Origin of the sequence: Acetobacter sp. (assembly GCF_022483985.1) — a bacterium.
Lineage (GTDB): Bacteria > Pseudomonadota > Alphaproteobacteria > Acetobacterales > Acetobacteraceae > Acetobacter.
The window spans coordinates 421,508-439,714 of sequence record NZ_JAKVME010000001.1 but is presented as its reverse complement, the minus strand read 5'-3'; the positions used below and the strand labels follow the sequence as shown (position 1 = coordinate 439,714).

At 58.0% G+C, this 18,207-nt stretch carries 13 protein-coding genes; 7 read left to right on the top strand and 6 right to left on the bottom strand.

The genetic code is table 11. The annotated features are described in order from the left end of the window. Positions 1 to 47: 47 nt before the first annotated feature. The 3 genes from mrdA (at position 48) to LKE90_RS01915 (ending at position 3,905) form a co-directional block, all read left to right on the top strand. Complete coding sequence (mrdA, locus tag LKE90_RS01925; protein WP_291491150.1) at positions 48 to 1,964, top strand: penicillin-binding protein 2; 1,917 nt, start codon at positions 48 to 50, stop codon at positions 1,962 to 1,964. 63 nt (positions 1,965 to 2,027) lie between these two features. Then, positions 2,028 to 3,191, top strand: coding sequence for a rod shape-determining protein RodA (gene rodA / locus LKE90_RS01920; protein ID WP_291491277.1), 1,164 nt, complete (start codon positions 2,028 to 2,030; stop codon positions 3,189 to 3,191). Between the two features lie 279 nt (positions 3,192 to 3,470). Beyond that, positions 3,471 to 3,905 (top strand): RcnB family protein, encoded by a 435-nt coding sequence (locus tag LKE90_RS01915; RefSeq protein WP_291491149.1) that lies wholly within the window; start codon positions 3,471 to 3,473, stop codon positions 3,903 to 3,905. 68 nt (positions 3,906 to 3,973) lie between these two features. On the opposite strand, the gene LKE90_RS01910 is transcribed toward LKE90_RS01915, so the two are convergent. Next, positions 3,974 to 4,912, bottom strand: a complete 939-nt coding sequence (locus LKE90_RS01910) for a DnaJ C-terminal domain-containing protein (RefSeq protein ID WP_291491148.1) — start codon at positions 4,910 to 4,912, stop codon at positions 3,974 to 3,976. Next, positions 4,909 to 5,073 carry a hypothetical protein gene (locus LKE90_RS01905; RefSeq protein WP_291491146.1) on the bottom strand — a complete coding sequence of 55 codons (165 nt, stop codon included), beginning with the start codon at positions 5,071 to 5,073 and terminating at the stop codon, positions 4,909 to 4,911. The genes LKE90_RS01910 and LKE90_RS01905 overlap by 4 nt, the downstream gene beginning before the upstream one ends. Before the next feature lie 323 nt (positions 5,074 to 5,396). On the opposite strand from LKE90_RS01905, the gene LKE90_RS01900 reads away from it, so the two are divergent. Next, the gene (locus LKE90_RS01900; RefSeq protein WP_291491145.1) at positions 5,397 to 7,115 is read left to right on the top strand and encodes a Na+/H+ antiporter; all 1,719 of its coding nucleotides are present in this window, start codon (positions 5,397 to 5,399) and stop codon (positions 7,113 to 7,115) included. A 285-nt stretch (positions 7,116 to 7,400) separates the two neighbouring features. Here the strand turns inward: LKE90_RS01900 and LKE90_RS01895 are convergent, their stop codons facing one another. Continuing rightward, on the bottom strand, positions 7,401 to 8,318 hold the full coding sequence (locus LKE90_RS01895) for a hypothetical protein (protein ID WP_291491144.1): 918 nt from the start codon (positions 8,316 to 8,318) through the stop codon (positions 7,401 to 7,403). A 244-nt stretch (positions 8,319 to 8,562) separates the two neighbouring features. Next, complete coding sequence (gene aspS / locus LKE90_RS01890) at positions 8,563 to 10,374, bottom strand: aspartate--tRNA ligase (RefSeq protein ID WP_291491143.1); 1,812 nt, start codon at positions 10,372 to 10,374, stop codon at positions 8,563 to 8,565. A gap of 252 nt (positions 10,375 to 10,626) precedes the next feature. On the opposite strand from aspS, the gene LKE90_RS01885 reads away from it, so the two are divergent. Beyond that, positions 10,627 to 12,045, top strand: coding sequence for an FAD-binding oxidoreductase (locus LKE90_RS01885; protein WP_291491276.1), 1,419 nt, complete (start codon positions 10,627 to 10,629; stop codon positions 12,043 to 12,045). Next, positions 12,042 to 12,659: a 5,6-dimethylbenzimidazole synthase gene (bluB, locus tag LKE90_RS01880; protein WP_291491141.1), complete on the top strand. Its 618-nt coding sequence runs from the start codon at positions 12,042 to 12,044 to the stop codon at positions 12,657 to 12,659. The genes LKE90_RS01885 and bluB overlap by 4 nt, the downstream gene beginning before the upstream one ends. On the opposite strand, the gene LKE90_RS01875 is transcribed toward bluB, so the two are convergent. Both LKE90_RS01875 and lepA read right to left on the bottom strand, forming a co-directional pair. Continuing rightward, positions 12,649 to 14,148, bottom strand: a complete 1,500-nt coding sequence (locus LKE90_RS01875; RefSeq protein ID WP_291491140.1) for a lipopolysaccharide biosynthesis protein — start codon at positions 14,146 to 14,148, stop codon at positions 12,649 to 12,651. The genes bluB and LKE90_RS01875 overlap by 11 nt on opposite strands. 269 nt (positions 14,149 to 14,417) lie before the next feature. Further along, positions 14,418 to 16,223 (bottom strand): translation elongation factor 4, encoded by a 1,806-nt coding sequence (gene lepA, locus LKE90_RS01870; protein WP_291491139.1) that lies wholly within the window; start codon positions 16,221 to 16,223, stop codon positions 14,418 to 14,420. Positions 16,224 to 16,342: 119 nt separating this feature from the next. Here lepA and LKE90_RS01865 point away from each other — a divergent pair, with 119 nt between their 5' ends. After that, the gene (locus LKE90_RS01865) at positions 16,343 to 18,205 is read left to right on the top strand and encodes a M3 family oligoendopeptidase (RefSeq protein ID WP_291491275.1); all 1,863 of its coding nucleotides are present in this window, start codon (positions 16,343 to 16,345) and stop codon (positions 18,203 to 18,205) included. The last annotated feature ends 2 nt before the right edge of the window (positions 18,206 to 18,207 follow it).

Below are 18,207 nucleotides of genomic sequence, written 5' to 3'. Positions count from 1 at the left end.
ACGTCTGACCTCATAACCGGACCATCCGTCGCCGGAGCATCCGTCGGATGAAATTCCGCGGGCGGAAAAAAAGGGAAAAGCTGAACAGGCTTCTGCCTGTCCGTGACCAGAAAGACCCCGGCAAGGGCGTCTTCACCCGTCGCGCCCTTCTGCTCATGGCGGCTCAGACGGCGGCGCTTGGAGAACTGGGCCGTCGTCTGTACGACCTTCAGGTCAATAGCGGCGACCATTTTGCCAGACTGGCCGACAAGAACCGGACCAGCAAACGCCTGCTCGCCCCGCCGCGCGGCCTGATCTCCGACCGTTTCGGCACCATCCTCGCCGCCAACAAAACCAACTGGCGGGCGCTACTTCTTTCTGAAGAGACAACCGATGTCGATGGCAGCGTCGAACGGTTCTCCCAACTCGTGCCGCTCGACGAACATGACCGTTCCCGCATCGCCCGTGAGGTTCGGCACAAACGCAAATTCATTCCCGTCGTGCTCAGGGAGTTTCTCTCCTGGGACGATATGGCCCGCATAGAACTCAATTCTCCCTCGCTTCCCGGCGTGCTGATCGATGTCGGCACCACGCGCTCCTACCCCTTCGGAGAGCTTCTGGCGCACACGATCGGCTACGTGGCCCCACCCAACGAGCAGGATGTCGCCAAATCCGCGCTGCTCGCGCTGCCCGGCATGAGGGTCGGGCGCGCCGGTGTCGAACAGAGTCAGGACGCCATGCTGCGCGGACAGGCCGGTTCCGTGGAGATGGAGGTCAACTCGGTCGGCCGTATCATGAAGGAACTCGAAAGACAGGACGGCACTCCGGGCGATGAACTGGCGCTGACGCTGGATGTCGGGTTGCAGCAGACCATCCAGAACCGGATCGGCGACCTCGCCGCCTCTTCCGTGGTCATGGACTGCCGCAATGGGGAAGTGCTGGCCATGTGCAGCACGCCGTCCTTCGATCCGTCCCTGTTCGACAGCGGCGTCAGCCGCGCCCAATGGATTGAATGGACCAATGACCAGCGCACGCCCCTGATCGACAAGACCGTCTCCGGCGTCTATCCACCCGGCTCCACCTTCAAGCCCGCGGTTGCGATGGCGGCCCTGAATGCTGGCGTCATCACGCCTTCCGACAGGTTCTTCTGTCCCGGCCATTTCGATCTGGGCGGCGCCCGCTTCCATTGCTGGGCAAAGCACGGCCATGGCTCCGTCGATCTACATCTTGCCCTGAAATATTCATGCGACGTCTATTTCTACGAAGTCGCCATGAAAGTCGGCATGGACAAGCTGGCGGCCTCAGCCCGTGAGCTGGGCCTTGGCACCGAGCTGGGCATCGAACTGCCTCACCAGCGTCAGGGCCTCATCCCGACACCCGAATGGCGGCGCAAGCACAATCATCACTGGAACGGCGGCGATACGGTCGTCAGCGGCATCGGTCAGGGATTCGTGCAGGTCACGCCCCTGCAACTGGCGACCTACACATCCCGCATCGCCACAGGCCGCAAGGTCGAGCCGCACCTTGTCCGGGCCGTGAATGGCGACATCGGCGCCGAGGTCGATCCGCAGCACTGGCCGGAACTGGGGATGGACGAACGCTACCTGCAAGCCGTCCGGGAGGGCATGTTTGCGGTTGTGAACGAGAGCCACGGCACCGCTCCCAAGGCGCGTCTGGCCATTCCGGGTGTCGAGATGGCTGGCAAGACCGGCTCGGCACAGGTGAGACGTGTCTCCAGAGCCCTTCGTGAGAGCGGCCACTTCAATTCCGCCACCCTCCCGTGGGAATTCCGCCCGCATGCGCTGTTCATCTGCTTTGCGCCCTATGACTCTCCGCGCTATGCGGTGTCCGTCGTGATAGAACATGGCAACGCCGGCGCCGATGCGGCGGCTCCACTGGCCCGTGACATCATGACCGACACCCTGTTGCGCGACCCGGTCAACCACAAGAGCGCACCCGGCCAGACAGTGGCGGATGCCGAGTAGTCCACCCGGTCCCTGAACTGGTCCCCATCTGACTTCGAGGAGGGCATCACCGTGGATTCACGGATGCCGATGAGGCGTTTTCGCAAGCGGCTGTTACGCGCCGAACCGAATTTTCGCACACTGTCCAAGCTCTGGCAGGTAAGCTGGCTGTACATCCTTCTCATCTGCACGCTGGCGGGCATCGGCTACATCGCGCTCTATTCCGCAGGTGGCGGCTCCGCCCGCCCCTTCGCAGGACCACAGGCCGCGCGTTTCGGTTTCGGGCTGGTCCTGACGCTGACTGTCGCCATGCTGCCACCCAGATTCCTCGTCCGGCTGGCGTGGCCGCTCTACCTCGTCTCGCTGGCGCTGCTGGTGATCGTGCTCCAGATGGGGCATGTCGGCAAAGGCGCGGAACGCTGGGTGATGATCGGCGGCACACAGGTCCAGCCGTCCGAATATGCCAAGGTCGCGCTCGTCCTGATGTTGGCGACATGGTTTTCCCGGATTCCCTATAGCAAGATGGGCAACCCGCTCCGTCTGATCATTCCGGCGCTGATGGTTCTGGTTCCCGTCGGTCTGGTTCTCAAGGAGCCCAATCTCGGCACCGCCGTCATCATCGGCGGCATCGGCGCCTCTCTCTTCTTCGCCGCCGGAATGCGTTTATGGCAGATCGTCCTGCTTTTGCTACCTGTGCCTTTTCTTCTGAAAATCGCCTATGCCCATCTGCATGATTACCAGAGAGCGCGGATCACCACCTTCCTGCATCCGGAAAACGATCCTCTCGGAGCCGGCTACAACATCATCCAGTCGAAAATCGCACTCGGCTCGGGCGGGATGTGGGGACAGGGCTATCTGCACGGGACACAGGGACAACTGAATTTCCTTCCCGAAAAGCAGACGGACTTCATCTTCACAACCATCGCCGAAGAATGGGGCTACGCAGGCGGAATACTGGTCATAGGCCTGCTGCTGCTGCTCATACTCGGCGGTATGGTGATGGCCATCCGCAGCCGCAACCGTTTTGGACGCCTGCTCGCTCTGGGCATCTCAGTGAATTTCTTCCTGTATTGTCTGGTCAACCTCTCGATGGTGATGGGCGCGATTCCTGTCGGCGGCGTGCCTCTGCCTCTTGTATCCTACGGCGGCTCCGCCCTGATCAATGTGATGCTTGGTTTCGGACTGCTCATGTCCGTGTGGGTTCACCGTAATTCCCGGTTTGGCGAAGAGGGGGATGAAGAAGCGTAAAGGCGCAGAGTGCGTCCGGCTCAGGGTTACAGTCTGCAAAACTCTGTTGTCCTTTATGATAGAACCACTCTGTCATCTGACGGCTTACCTTGCAGCCCTGTGTCGTTCGACTCTCTGCCCGTTTCTCCCCGTTTTTAGAAACATCTGGGCAGCCGCATATAAGCTTTTCAATGAAAACGCCTCCCCGCTGTCCGGTCTTTGTCTTGAATCAGCGCCATGTTAGCGCCATCGTTTTCATGTCATATTGACCTGCAACACAGCTCAGGAAGTGAGTTCCCTATGCGGATAAAACATATCGCATTCATCATGGCGTCCGTTCTGAGCGTCGCGCCCGTCTGCGCGATGGCCCAGCCCATGCCCGGTGGCCACTCGGGTCCGGGTGGAGATTACCGGGGCGGAGGCGGGCGCGACAATGGCGGCCCAGGACGTGGAGGACCGGATCGCGGTGGTCCGGGACCGCGTGATTTCCGGGGCGGCAACTATGGTCGTCGTGGAGCACCTCCACCACCACCCATGAACAACTGGCGGCCCGGAGCACGCTATTGGGGCGGTGATCCGTGGATCAACAACTGGCAGTCCTACAACGGCCTTTATGCGCCTCCCTACGGCTATCGCTGGATTCAGTCCGGCAACCAGTTCCTGCTGACCGCCATCGCCACCGGCATCATCTCCGCCGTGGTCGTGAACGGCATGGCAATGGGCGGACCACGCTGACCTTTGAAGCAAAAACACCCCCTGCCATACGGACAGGGGGTGTTTTCATCCAGCCGATATCGGGCGTGTTATCCGGCTGAAGGAGTTGCCTCTTCTTCAGCATCCTGCCCTCTGAGAAACACCTTCAGTTTCTCATCAGCCTTTCCGATATGCACTTCCAGCCGGACATACAGATTTCCGGCCTCGTGCTTTCCATGCTCTTTCACGCCACGCCCCTTCAGACGCAGAACCGTGCCCGTGTCTGAATCAGCCGGTACATTCATACGCACGGCGCCCGATGGCGTCGGCACCGTGATGGGGCCACCCAGAATGGCCGTTTTCAGATCGACAGGGAGCGTCTGGCGCAGGTCGCGTCCTTCCCGCGTGTACTGAGTATCCGGCGCCACCGTCACGGTGATGAGAGCATCTCCGGCGGGACCGCCCTGCGTCCCCTCGCCGCCTTTTCCGCGCAGCCTCAGCACCTGACCACTCTCGATGCCCGGTGGAATACGGACATCCAGCGTCGCGCCACCCGGCAGCGACACGCGCGATGTCGTGCCCAGCACGGAATCGATAAAGGAAACCGTCAGATTGTAGGATCTGTCCTGTCCCGGCTGCGGACCGGCAGAACGACGGTTGAAGCCGCCGCCGCCCCGGCCACCGCCGAACATTCCACCGAACAGGTCACTCAGATCCTCGGTCGAAAAACCACCGGCTCCGCCCCCCTGACGGAAACCGCCCATACCTTCGCCGAAGTCACGATATCCACCGTGCGCGCCATAGCCCGGAGGTGCCCGCTCCTGCCCACCGGCATCGATCTCACCACGATCATACCGCGCCCGTTGCGCTTCGTCGGACAGCAGATCATTCGCTTGACTGATGGCCTTGAATTTCTCCTCGGCCTCCTTGTTGTCCGGATTGAAATCCGGGTGATACTGCTTGGCCAGCTTGCGGTAGGCCTTACGAATCTCGTCCTGACTCGCGGTTCGCGCGACACCCAGTATCTGATATGGATCGCCTGCGCTCACTCATCTTCTCCTTCAGGCGTGGTCACAGCAAAGCTCTCCGTATCCAGCAGATTGATCAGAACCGCGACCGTCACGTCGGCCGGAAAGCCATTCTTCACGGCTTCAGCTACCAGCGCGTTAAGGCGTGGTTTGAGAAACCGTGCCTCTGGCCCTTCAGTCATAATGGTCCTGCTCCACCTGATCCGGAACGGTCGCAACCCGCGCCGCAACATTGCAGACCCGGTTCCGGGCCGCCCTGTGACGCGCCCGCACGGATCTTTTTCACGATGCGGCCCCGCCGCGCCTCCTCTATGGACAACGCCCGGACAAACCGCACCGCATTTTTACAAAATAATGGGAACGCAAACCTGTCCGGTCAATGGGAATGGGAACAAGTCTTTCACATCATTCATCTCTGACCCGTTTTTTCATTTGCCGCCCTTTCCTCCGTCAGCAATATCATCTCCCGAAAAGAGGCTGTCCCGTCCTCCAGCCGGAAGTTCCGATGCAAGTTGCCCTTACCGTTCTCGCTTTGCTTGTCATGACCGCCCTGTCCGGCCTGTTAGGACGCCTGCTCCCTGTCCGTATCCCCCTGCCCCTGCTGCATATCGCGGCAGGCAGCGCGGTCAGTCTTCTCGGCTTCTCAGTCCCGCTCTCATCGGACCTGTTCCTGCTCCTGCTGATGCCGCCGCTGCTCTTTATCGACGCCTACCGCATTCCCATGCGCGAGTTCGGAGAACTCCGGACCATTATCCTGTCGCTCGCCGTCGGGCTGGTGGTGTTCAGCACTGTCGCGGGCGGATACGCGATTCACTGGATCATGCCCGCCATCCTGCCCGCAGCGGGCATGGCGCTGGCCGCGGCGCTCTCTCCTACCGATGCGGTTTCCGTCAACAGCTTCCTCTCCACAGCCAAGGCGCCCATCCGCCTGACACAGGTCCTCAATGGCGAGGCCCTGCTCAACGACGCCTCCGGTCTTGTCTGTTTCAAGTTCGCGGTCGCCGCCGCCACAACCGGCCTGTTCTCGCTCAAGGCAGCCTCCAGCAACTTCGTTTATGTCTCGCTCGGCGGCGTGCTGGTCGGCGCGGGACTGGGCTGGCTCTTCGCCCGTATCGAGCTTCTGGTCCTCAGACGTGGCTATGACGATTCCTCCAGCCACATCCTGATTTCGCTGCTCATTCCCTATGTCATCTATCTCGCCGCCGATTCCATCGGCTGTTCAGGCATTCTCGCAGCCGTTGCCGCAGGTATGTGCATCCGCCTGACGGGCGTGATGCTGGAAACCCAGATCGAGACCCGGCTGCGCGCCACAACCTTGTGGGACCAGTTTTACGCCACCCTGAACGGGCTGGTCTTCATCATGCTTGGACAACAGCTTCCCGGCCAGGTCACACAGGCTTCCCACATCATCCAGTCCGCCGGGCTGACCCCGTGGGTACTGCCTCTGGCCATTATCGGTATCCAGTGCGCCATGAGCCTTCTCCGCGCGGTCTGGATGGCCACCAACGGGCTGGTGTTCCATGTCGTGGGGAAACTGGTCCATCGTCCACAGGTCATGCCGTCATGGCGCAATGTGCTGGTCATGACGCTGGCGGGCGCACGCGGGGCCGTAACACTGGCCGCCATCATCTCTCTGCCGTCGGAAAGCGACATGCCGGAGCGGACCGTGATGGTCGTGCTGGCGACCGGCGTCATCATCACATCGCTGCTGCTGACCACCTTCGGCCTGCCCCGCGCCCTGAAACTGCTGCCGCGTAATGACGGCGAAACCCCGGCGCAGCGCGAGCTTCTCGAAACCCGCATTACACTGGCCCGTTCCAGCATCGCCGCCCTTCAGGCGGAGCAGGCGCGACTGCCGCCCGACGCCAACCGCACCAACGACACGGTCAGCCTGCTACTGACCGAATTCAACGAGCGCCTGCGCCGTCTGGACCCGAGCAATGACGATGATGGCAAACGCAACAACAGCGTGCAGCGAAAGCGCGACGAACTGATGTTACGGCTTCGCATCGTGCGGCTGCAACGGCGTGTGCTGCATTCCCTCCTGACGGACCGCAATATCAACGACCTGACAGAACGGGCTATCGGGCGTCAACTGGATGTGCGGGAGCAGGAGTTTCTGATGGAGATGAGTGATCTGCCGCAACTGCCGGAACCGCCGCCTGCGGAGACTTTGGTTACGGCGATGCCGGTGGGGGATAATATTGAATTGAAGACAAAATAACTTAAAGCATTACGGAAATAACCGAATCGGAAATTCATCGAGTAATTTGATATATAAACTTTTTTGAATTATAATAATATTTAAATATCAAATATCATCGCATTAAACGCTTTTATGAATATAAAATACACACAATTTTGAAACTTTTAAAAAAATACGTGACAAAATTACAGATAATACAATAAAATTAGTACAGATATTGCACTAATTTATTTAATAAATACATTAAACTGTCATATCCTTATAAAATACTATATCCACTGATATACCTGTTTTTATTAATTTTTATTGCGCTCCAATGAGAACTGGCCCAGAAAGATATCTGACAACCTGAAAGCTTAACGCTGTAGTCAACTCTCCTGTTGCAGCAGTGTATTGATAAGGATCTCTACCAATTACCACGGTCCACCTACCTAACTTCAAGGCTTCGTCACTATGAATGAGCATAGGAATCCCACAACCGTATAAGCTCCCGCATTTAGGAATAACAAGCGCTGTATTTTTATCAATCCATTGTATTCTTGAAAGCAAACCAATCAATAATTTATAGCATTTTCCATTTGTATTAAAAGGATTCCCATCAGTGTGTATATTTTCTTCGTAATTAATGCATGTTTTTTCTGCTATTTTTTCTTTAGGTACAATCATTCGATTAGATGGTTTTATATCTACCACATTATGGAAGGGTGACGGGAGATTCATACCAGTTTCTGCGTTATACTTGTCCAGAGCATTAATGATGTCTGATGTTCCAACCAATGACATAGGAAGATGTTTTCCATCAAACGTGATAAATGCTTTATTTGCCGAGGTAAAATTATGAATGATGCCAGGGAGATCTCCAGTATTTATCTGGCCTAAAAAACATTGAAATAATGATGGACAACCATCAGATACATAAGTAGGGAATTCTAAAATATCGTCGTTCAGACTCAATGTCACATTTGATACCGAACGCGCATAGACACCAATAAGAAAAAAGAATTTCTTAGAGTCTCCATTCAAATACATCTTCGCTATAAAGCCATCCTGCTGACTTTCAAGTAAAGCAGAGTGCTCTGTTTTTGATACTTTCAGAGTCCAATCACCAGATTGTTCAAGAGTTTTTATATTAGAAACCAAATCATCTTGTGCAATTGATTGCGTTCCAGAAAATAGAAGACTACCAACCACTAAAAGAAAACCATAAAATCCGAAACGCATCTAACATTCCTTTTGAATATAATAGATATTCTGCACATATCCGGGAAAGAAATACTAAAAATCCTCCCAGAACAAATGCACCAGTTTGGACCACGTTAATTCACCATGATTGAGAATTCACGCGTATTCAAGCATCAGTTAACCCCGGATTGATCTATTGTAAAACAGCCATATCCAAAACCAAAAAAAAACCGGGAACAAACCTGTTCCCGGCTTCCAAAACTTATCTCGTCACAAAAGCCCCTCACTCCGTCTCCGCCGCATCCTTCTTCACGACAGGCTTCGGCTTGGGCAGGTTCAGTGCGATGGACAGTTCTTTCAAACGCGCAGGCTCGACGGTGGACGGTGCGCCCATCATCAGATCCTCGCCCTGCTGGTTCAGCGGGAACAGGATGACCTCGCGGATGTTAGGTTCATCAGCCAGCAGCATGACCATACGGTCCACGCCCGGAGCAGCACCACCATGCGGCGGGGCGCCGAAGCGGAAGGCGTTCAGCATGCCGCCGAACTGCTCCTCGACCACGCTTTCCGGATAACCCGCGATCTCGAAGGCGCGGATCATCAGGTCCGGCAGGTGGTTGCGGATCGCGCCGGAAGTCAGCTCGATGCCGTTGCAGACGATGTCATACTGATAGGCTTTGATCTCAAGAGGATCTTTCGTATTGAGCGCCTCAAGACCGCCCTGCGGCATGGAGAACGGGTTGTGGGAGAAATCGATCTGTCCCGTTTCCTCGTTCTTCTCATACATCGGAAAGTCGACGATCCAGCAGAAGCGGAACTCACCTTCTTCGATCAGGTCCAGTTCGGTCGCGATCTTGGTACGCACCAGACCGGAGAACTTCGCCACTTCGTCGCCCTTGCCTGCGGCGAAGAACACGGCGTCACCGGCCTTCAGGCCGAGCTTGTCCTGAATGGCCTTCACGCGGTCGGCTTCGAGGTTCTTGGCGATCGGCCCCTTGCCGCCTTCCTCGTCGAACTGGATGTAGCCGAGGCCACCTGCGCCGTTCTCACGCGCCCATGCGTTCAGCTTGTCGAAGAAGCCGCGCGGTTTCGGACCAGCGCCCGGAGCGGGGATAGCGCGGATTTCGCCACCATCGGCCGCGATCTTGGCGAACAGGCCGAAGGATGAGTCGGCAAACTGCTCGGTGACGTTGGCGATCTTCAGCGGGTTGCGCAGGTCCGGTTTGTCGGAGCCATAGACCGCCATCGCCTCAGCGTAAGGAACACGCGGGAACGGTGCGGGTGTCACGGCGCGACCATTGCCGAACTCGCGGAACACGCCTTCCATCACCGGCTCAAGTGTCGCGAACACTTCTTCCTGCGTGGCGAAGGCCATCTCGAAATCGAGCTGATAGAACTCGCCGGGGCTACGGTCGGCGCGGGCGGCTTCGTCACGGAAGCAGGGCGCGATCTGGAAGTAGCGGTCGAAGCCCGCGACCATGGCGAGCTGCTTGAACTGCTGCGGAGCCTGCGGGAGCGCGTAGAACTTGCCGGGATGCAGACGGGACGGCACGAGGAAGTCGCGTGCGCCTTCCGGGGAGGAAGCCGTCAGGATCGGCGTCTGGAACTCGGTGAAGCCCTGCTCGACCATACGGCGACGCAGGCTGGCGATGACCTGCGAGCGCAGCAGGATGTTGCGGTGAATCTTCTCGCGGCGCAGGTCGAGATAGCGGTATTTCAGGCGCAGCTCTTCGCCATAATGCTCGTTGCCGGCGACCTGGAACGGCAGGACGGCGGCGGCGGACTGCACCGTGAATTCTTTCGCGCGCAGTTCGATATCACCGGTCGGCAGGTTCGGGTTGCGCGTGGTTTCCTCACGCAGCACGACCTCGCCCGTCACGGTGATGACGCTCTCGACACGGACTTCTTCGGCCACTGGCATGACCGGAGATTCGGCGGGAATGACAATCTGCGTCAGGCCGTCCTGATCGCGCAGATCGATGAACAGCAGGCCGCCGTGATCTCGCTTGCTGTGGACCCAGCCGGACAGGCGCACGGTCTTTCCGGCGTCTTCGGCGCGGAGGGCGGCGCAGCTATGGGTGCGATACGGATGCATGTGGTCAATTCCTGCCCGGCTGGAACGCGGCGCGGACGACGTGGAGCCGTCCGGCCACAATGTGAAAATTCAGGGGCGGAGGAAGCCGGTCGCAGGCGCTCATGTCAAGTCCGGAGAGGTTTCGCAGGCATGAACAGCGCCGTTTTTTCCTCTGCGCCGGAAACCCTGCCGCGTTCCAGTATCGGTGGTCGAAGACACGGGGAGCGGATACAACCCCACATGAACTTCATCTCCACCGATCAGGCTGCCCGCATGTCCGACACCCTCTCCACCCCGACGACCGGCGTGGAAACCGTTCTTTCCGCTCTCCGCGAAGCTATGGGGAGCCAGATCAGCACCGTAGCTTCCGTGCGCGAAGAACACAGCCACGGCGAGGCGCTGGACACCGCCTGTCTGCCCGCCGCTGTTGTGTTTGCGGAAAGCACGGACGATGTCTCCCGCGTGTTGTCCCTGTGTCACGAACATCGCGTGCCGGTCGTCGCATTCGGTGCGGGCACGTCGATTGAAGGCCATGTCACGCCGCCCGCAGAAGGCATCAGCCTCGATCTGTCCCGCATGAAGGAAATCGTGCAGTTCAATCCGGAAGATCTCGACTGTCGTGTGCAGGCGGGTCTGACGCGGCAGGAACTCAACGCGCACATCCGCGATTCAGGCCTGTTCTTTCCGGTCGATCCCGGTGGCGAGGCCACGCTAGGCGGCATGTGCGCCACCCGCGCCTCCGGCACGGCGGCGGTAAAATACGGCACGATGAAGGAAAATATGCTCGGCATGACCGTGGTGCTCGCCACTGGCGAGGTCATCCGCACAGGTGGCCGGGTCCGTAAATCCTCGACCGGCTATGACCTGACCTCTCTGTTCATCGGCTCGGAAGGCACGCTGGGCATCATCACCGAGATTCAGTTACGTCTTTATGGATTGCCGGAAAGCATCGCCGCCGCGATCTGTCAGTTCAGTACGGTGGACGAGGCGATCACCACCGCCGTCGAGATGATCCAGTATGGCCTCCCCGTCGCCCGCGTGGAGTTTCTCGATGAAGTGCAGATGGCAGCCAGCATCGCCTTCTCTCACCTTGATGAACTGAAACCTCTGCCGACGCTGTTCTTCGAGTTCTCAGGCGGCCCCGCGTCCGTGCGTGAGCAGGTGGAAGCGACGGAAAGCATCGCCCGCGACAATGGTGGTCTCGGCTTTGCGTGGGCTGACACACCCGAGGAACGCACCCGTCTGTGGAAGGCCCGTCACGACGCGTTCTGGGCGGCCCGGGCCATCGACCACGTGGCGCTTGTCATCTCGACCGACTGCATCGTGCCAATCTCCCGTCTTGCCGAGCTGATCGACGGCGCACGCGGGGATATCGCTGCGTCCGGCCTGCGTGCCGCCATGCTGGGTCATGTGGGCGATGGTAATTTCCATACCCTGATCCTCACTGAAAATTCTCCAAAGGGACGTGAGCGGTTGCTTGAACTGGACCGCAGGATTGTGGGCCGTGCGCTCGCGCTGGGCGGCTCATGCAGCGGCGAGCACGGCGTCGGGATCGGCAAGCTTGAATTTCTGGAGCCGGAACATGGTGCCGATGCGCTCAGCGTGATGCGGGCGCTCAAGCAGACGATGGACCCCCGTGGCATCCTTAACCCCGGCAAGCTTCTGCCTCCCGGCGAAGCCTATAAAGGATGACGACATCCACCATTCTGGAGGACATCTTCCGCTGGCGGCGGGATGTCCGGCATTTTCGTCCTGAGCCAGTAGCCGAGGCTACACTCGATGAACTGCTACAGGTCGCCAGCATGGCGCCATCGGTTGGTCTCAGTGAACCGTGGCGCTTCATGCGGGTGGACAGTCCTGCCCGACGTAATGCTGTGCGGGATATCTTCGCCCGTAGTCAGGCCGAAGCCCTCGCGGAACGCGAGAGCGAGGACGCAGCCGCCTATGCCCGCCTGAAGCTGGCCGGGCTGGATGATGCGCCCCATCATATTGCGGTGTTTTCGGTGGAGAATCCGGAACAGGGAGGTGGTCTTGGCCGCCGCACCATGCCGGAGACGACGGTATGGTCCACGGTCATGGCGATCCACACCTTCTGGCTGGCCGCCGCAGCACAGGGGATCGGCGTGGGATGGGTTTCCATCCTTGAGCCTGAAGCCGTGAGAGAGGCGCTCGAAAGCCCGACATCCTGGCGGTTCATCGCCTATCTGTGCGTCGGATATCCAAGTGAACGCCACGACACACCCGAACTGGAGCGGCTCGGCTGGGAACAGCGCCAGTCAGCCTGTCGGGAATGGATCAGGCGTTAGCTTCTTTCGCCTGACGCCGCTTTCTGAACTTTCCGCCGAACCTGTCCATAATCTCTCTGAACATTTCGGGCCGGAAGACCGCAAGCAGCGCGGGATAGACGACGCAGGTCACAAGACCGATGACCATGCACTCCACGAAATCGTTGCCGTGAAACAGGCTGGTCTGAGCAAGCGCCATACCGGCCCCGATGGCGATACAGGAGAATAGCATGGGCAGGAAATAGAACTCGGCCACGGCCAGGACAGATACACCCGACCCGATCAGAATCAGGTAAGAGGTGATGGGGGGCCACAGAAAATAGTAAACCGCCACAGCATACGCGACACCCATGACGCCACTACAGTATCCGCCGAGACCGACCATAATGTAGAATAACAGCAGTGCAATGATCCGATACTGACAAGAACGTGCAAACTCCCGTCTTGCACTTTGGAGAGCGCCCGTAATCCAACTGATTGAATCAAATGGCAGACCAATACTCAGAATGATGACATAGGGTACCGCTGGCATCCAGCGTTCACCAAACAGCAGATGCAATCCTGGCTTGGCCAGACCCGCCTGCAAAAAGCAGAACGGCATGACAAGATAACCAAGCAGGCGACACGCACGAAGAACGGCATCAGTCTGACGGACTGGTTCATTACGAAACTGTACAAGCGCCGGAAAAACAACGTTAGTTACATTACCAGCGAGCATGCGCACAGGTTGAGCGGCAAAACGAAAAGCAAAAAAATAATATCCTACCATAACCTTCGATGCGATCAGTCCAAGAACGATGTAGTCACCCTGATTGATGAATTCGATACAACTCCGGTTCAACAGAATAAGCGTGCTGTTACCCACCAGATAGCGGGCCTGTATGGCCTTATAGCGCCCTTTAATAGCGGGTATGGCTCGCCTCCAAAGCCAAGCCGTACGCGCTAAAGCGACAACGGGATATGGAATTGCAAAAGCATATGCTCCCATCCCCAGAGCCGCCAGAACAATGGTCAGAACCTGCAACGCTACAATTTCAAATGTATTGCAGACGGCCAGAAAGCGGAAATCCATTTCTGCCCGGACCTTGACGGCAGACACCGTGCTCAACGCCCGGAGGGGCGTGGCAACAGCAATCGCTATGATGAGCCCGACAAGTCCCGGTGAATGGTACCAGTGTGCGGCGAATGGCGCTGCGATGAACATCCCCAGCATGCCTACGACACTCACACCCGCCGACATCCAGAACGCCAGCGGTTCCCACAACGTCATGGTTTTCTGACGCTGAAGCAGAACCTCATCGATCCCGAAACTGATCAGGGAGTTGGCAATGCTGGTGACCGTCAGCGCAAGACTGATCGCACCGAAATCTTCCGGCAGAAGCAATCGTGCCAGAAAAAGCTGTGAGATAAACCCGATACCACGAGCGGCCAGGCTCTGGACTGCAAGCCAGAGGAAACCACTTGTCGCCGCCTTCCCCACCTTGGATGGACCTGCTGTTTTCGCAGTCATAGCGGCATAGAACTGTGCATGTGATCCAATCCGGTTTCTGACATGAACATTACTGACATCATGAATATCGCGTCTGGAGCAACATCCAAGCAGACAAAATCGTCTGATCAGATAAAGCTGCCCGACAAATAATGAACCAGCGCGAAACCCGTCCTCCAGTCTGAACGGATACCGCCTAAAAACAATCCAGTTTTATACATCTTTTAAAACTGCATGCACCCTCTCTCCAGTCAGAGAGCGCTCTCTGTCAGATACAACACGTCTTCAGCTCACCGATCCATCTTCAGCGCGGCAAGAAACGCGCTCTGCGGAATTTCGACCTTGCCGAACTGCCGCATCCGCTTCTTGCCTTCTTTCTGCTTCTCCAGCAGCTTGCGCTTACGCGAGATATCACCGCCATAGCACTTCGCCGTCACGTCCTTGGACAGCGCACCGATCGTCTCACGGGCAATCACACGTGCGCCGATGGCCGCCTGAATGGCGATCTTGAAAAGCTGGCGGGGGATCAGGTCTTTCAGGCGTGCGCAGATGGCTCGGCCACGGCTCTCCGCCGCAGAACGGTGCGCGATGAAGGACAGCGCATCCACCGGTTCCTGATTGACGAGAATCGAAATCCGCACGAGATCGCTCTCTTCATAACCATCCATCTGATAGTCGAAGCTGGCGTAGCCGCGTGTCAGCGACTTGAGACGATCGTAGAAATCGAACACCACTTCGTTCAGCGGCAGGCGATAGACCGCCATCGCGCGATTGCCGACATAGGTGAGATCGCTCTGCACGCCACGGCGCTCGGTGCAGAGTGTCAGGACGGCGCCGAGATATTCGTCCGGCACCATGATCGTCGCCTTGATCCACGGCTCCTCGATATACTCGATCTTCATCGGATCGGGCATGTCGGCCGGATTGTGCAGATCCTCTTCCGTGCCGTCGTTCATCTTCAGGTGATAGACCACGGACGGGGCGGTCGCGATCAGATCGAGATCGAATTCACGCGACAGACGTTCCTGAATGATTTCCAGATGCAGCAGACCAAGGAACCCACACCGGAACCCGAATCCCAGCGCGGCGGACGTCTCGGCTTCATAATGGAAAGACGCATCGTTCAGACGCAGCTTGGCGAGACTGTCACGCAGCTTGTCGAAATCATCCGCGTTGACCGGGAACAGACCACACCACACCACCGGGATCGACGGCTTGAACCCTTCCAGCGGCTTGTCCGCCGGACGACGGTCATCGGTGATGGTGTCACCCACGTTACAGTCGGCGACGGTCTTAATGGCGGCGTTGATGTATCCCATCTCACCCGGTCCGAGATCATCCACCGGCACCATGCGCGGCGCGAACACGCCGACCTGATCGACCAGATGGGTCGCCCCACTGGACATCATGCGGATACGCGCGCCCTTCTTCAGGCGGCCTTCCTTGATGCGGACAAGAATAATGACGCCGAGATAGGCGTCATACCAGCTATCCACCAGCATCGCCTTGAGCGGCACATCCGCATCGCCCGTCGGCGGCGGCAGCCGCGTGACCACGGCTTCCAGCACACCTTCAATGTTGATGCCGGTCTTGGCGGAAATCTCCACGGCGTCCTCGGCGTCAATACCGATGACCTCCTCGATCTGCGCCTTCACCCGCTCCGGCTCGGCGGCGGGCAGGTCGATCTTGTTGAGGATGGGCACGATTTCGTGATTGGCGTCGATAGCCTGATACACGTTGGCCAGCGTCTGGGCTTCCACACCCTGCGAGGCGTCCACGACCAGCAGCGAACCTTCACAGGCGGCGAGCGAACGGCTGACTTCATAGGCAAAGTCAACGTGACCCGGCGTGTCCATCAGGTTCAGGATGTAGGTCTTACCGTCCTTGGCCGGATAGGTCAGGCGCACGGTCTGCGCCTTGATGGTGATGCCGCGTTCGCGCTCCAGCTCCATGTTGTCGAGCACCTGATTCGTCATCTCGCGGGCGGTCAGCGCACCACAGGCCTGAATCAACCGGTCGGCAAGGGTGGATTTGCCATGATCAATATGGGCGATAATCGAGAAGTTGCGGATCAGGGAAAGCGGCGTATCGGTCATGCCCGCTCCATAGGGGATAAAGGAAGAAAAGTCAGCACGCGAAAGCACGGGAAATGCAGCCTGCCGCAAAGAATCAATCGGCCTCGCCACCTGCATCCGCCCGCGCTACAATTCCGGACATGGTAGATCAGGCTCCTTTCCCCCTTCCGCACGCTCGACTGCGACCCTTTTCCGCTCAGGTTTCGCTTGCAGCGAACACTCAGTCATCAGGGCAGAGCACAGACATTTCTCCACCCCGATGGGATTTGTCCGACCTTTACACGAGCCCCGACTCGCCTGCGGTAAAGGCTGATCTGGACCGTGCGGCCACCAAGGCAAAGGCTTTCGCAGGGCAGTACAAAGGCACCATCGCTTCGCTTTCCGGCGCTGATCTGGCTGAAGCGATCAAAAGCTGCGAAGCGATCAACGAAATCCTCGGCAGGGTCGGTTCCTTCGCCTCCCTTTCCTTCTCCGCCGACATGACCGATCCCGAGACCGGAAAGTTCAGTCAAGCCATCCGTGAACGTATCTCCGACATTTCGGCTGATCTGCTGTTCTTCACGCTGGAACTGAACACCATCGAGGAAGATGTGCTGGAGGCGAAACTGTCTTCCTCCTCCGCGCTGGCGCACTGGCAGCCATTCCTGCGTGACCACCGGATGTTCCGCCCACACCAGTTGTCGGACGATATCGAGCAGGTGCTGCTGGAAAAATCCGTAACGGGCGCATCCGTCTGGTGCCGCCTGTTCGACGAACAGATCACGGCTCTGCGTGTATCACTGGACGGACGGGAAATGCCTCTCGGCGAGGCGCTGAACCTGATGTCGGATCAGGACCGCAGCCGACGCGAGGCCGCCGGCAGGGCTGTCGGAAAGGCGCTGGAAAGCAACATCCGGCTGTTTTCTCTGGTGACCAATACCCTCGCCAAGGACAAGGCCATCTCCGACAAGATGCGCCATTATCCGCGCCCGGAATCTTACCGAAATATCTCCAACATGGTGGAAGACTCGGTCGTGGATGCGCTTGTGTCCGCCGTGACGGATGACTTCCCTCGCCTCTCGCATCGCTATTACGGACTGAAGGCCAAATGGCTTGGTCTGGACAGGCTGGAACACTGGGACCGCAACGCACCACTGCCGGGAATGCGCGAGAAGGATATTCCGTGGACAGACGCCAAGACGATCGTGCAGCAGGCGTATGAAAAATTCGATCCCGCGCTGGGAGAAATCATCAGCGAGTTCTTCAACAGACCATGGATCGACGCGGCTCCTGTTCCGGGCAAATCGCCGGGTGCCTTTGCCCATCCGGTTGTGCCTTCGGTGCATCCTTACGTCCTGATGAACTATCGCGGTCGCACACGCGACGTCATGACGCTGGCGCATGAACTCGGCCATGGCGTGCATCAGAAACTGGCCGCGAAACAGGGCTATTTTCTCTCTTCGACGCCGCTGACACTGGCGGAAACGGCCAGCGTGTTCGGGGAGATGCTGACTTTCCAGCATCTGCTGGACACTGAAAAGGACCCTGTTCAGAAACGTCTTCTTCTTGCCTCCAAGGTTGAAGACATGCTGAACACGGTCGTCCGTCAGATCGCGTTCTATCAGTTTGAAAGCCGCGTGCATCATGCCCGACGTGAAGGCGAACTGCTCCCCGAGCAGATTGGCACCATCTGGCGTGAGGTCCAGACCGAAAGCCTCGGTCCTGCCTTCAATTTTACGCCTGAATACGACACCTACTGGGCATATGTTCCCCACTTCGTGCATACGCCGTTCTATGTTTATGCCTACGCTTTTGGAGACTGCCTCGTGAATGCGCTGTATGGCGTCTATCAGCAGGGCGAACCGGGGTTTCGGGAAAAATACCGTGCCATGCTGGAGGCCGGTGGCACCAAACGTCATGGCGAACTACTCGCTCCTTTCGGCCTCGATGCCAGCGATCCAGCCTTCTGGCGCAAGGGACTGGATGTGATTTCGGGCTTTATTGATCAACTGGAGGAAGCCTGAGT

Bases quoted from the DNA above. Each gene is read 5' to 3' on its own strand.
- mrdA (WP_291491150.1), top strand. From the start codon at position 48: ATGAAATTCCGCGGGCGGAAAAAAAGGGAAAAGCTGAACAGGCTTCTG.
- rodA (WP_291491277.1), top strand. From the start codon at position 2,028: ATGCCGATGAGGCGTTTTCGCAAGCGGCTGTTACGCGCCGAACCGAAT.
- LKE90_RS01915 (WP_291491149.1), top strand. From the start codon at position 3,471: ATGCGGATAAAACATATCGCATTCATCATGGCGTCCGTTCTGAGCGTC.
- LKE90_RS01905 (WP_291491146.1), bottom strand. From the start codon at position 5,073: ATGACTGAAGGGCCAGAGGCACGGTTTCTCAAACCACGCCTTAACGCG.
- LKE90_RS01900 (WP_291491145.1), top strand. From the start codon at position 5,397: ATGCAAGTTGCCCTTACCGTTCTCGCTTTGCTTGTCATGACCGCCCTG.
- LKE90_RS01895 (WP_291491144.1), bottom strand. From the start codon at position 8,318: ATGCGTTTCGGATTTTATGGTTTTCTTTTAGTGGTTGGTAGTCTTCTA.
- aspS (WP_291491143.1), bottom strand. From the start codon at position 10,374: ATGCATCCGTATCGCACCCATAGCTGCGCCGCCCTCCGCGCCGAAGAC.
- LKE90_RS01885 (WP_291491276.1), top strand. From the start codon at position 10,627: ATGTCCGACACCCTCTCCACCCCGACGACCGGCGTGGAAACCGTTCTT.
- bluB (WP_291491141.1), top strand. From the start codon at position 12,042: ATGACGACATCCACCATTCTGGAGGACATCTTCCGCTGGCGGCGGGAT.
- LKE90_RS01875 (WP_291491140.1), bottom strand. From the start codon at position 14,148: ATGACTGCGAAAACAGCAGGTCCATCCAAGGTGGGGAAGGCGGCGACA.
- lepA (WP_291491139.1), bottom strand. From the start codon at position 16,223: ATGACCGATACGCCGCTTTCCCTGATCCGCAACTTCTCGATTATCGCC.
- LKE90_RS01865 (WP_291491275.1), top strand. From the start codon at position 16,343: ATGGTAGATCAGGCTCCTTTCCCCCTTCCGCACGCTCGACTGCGACCC.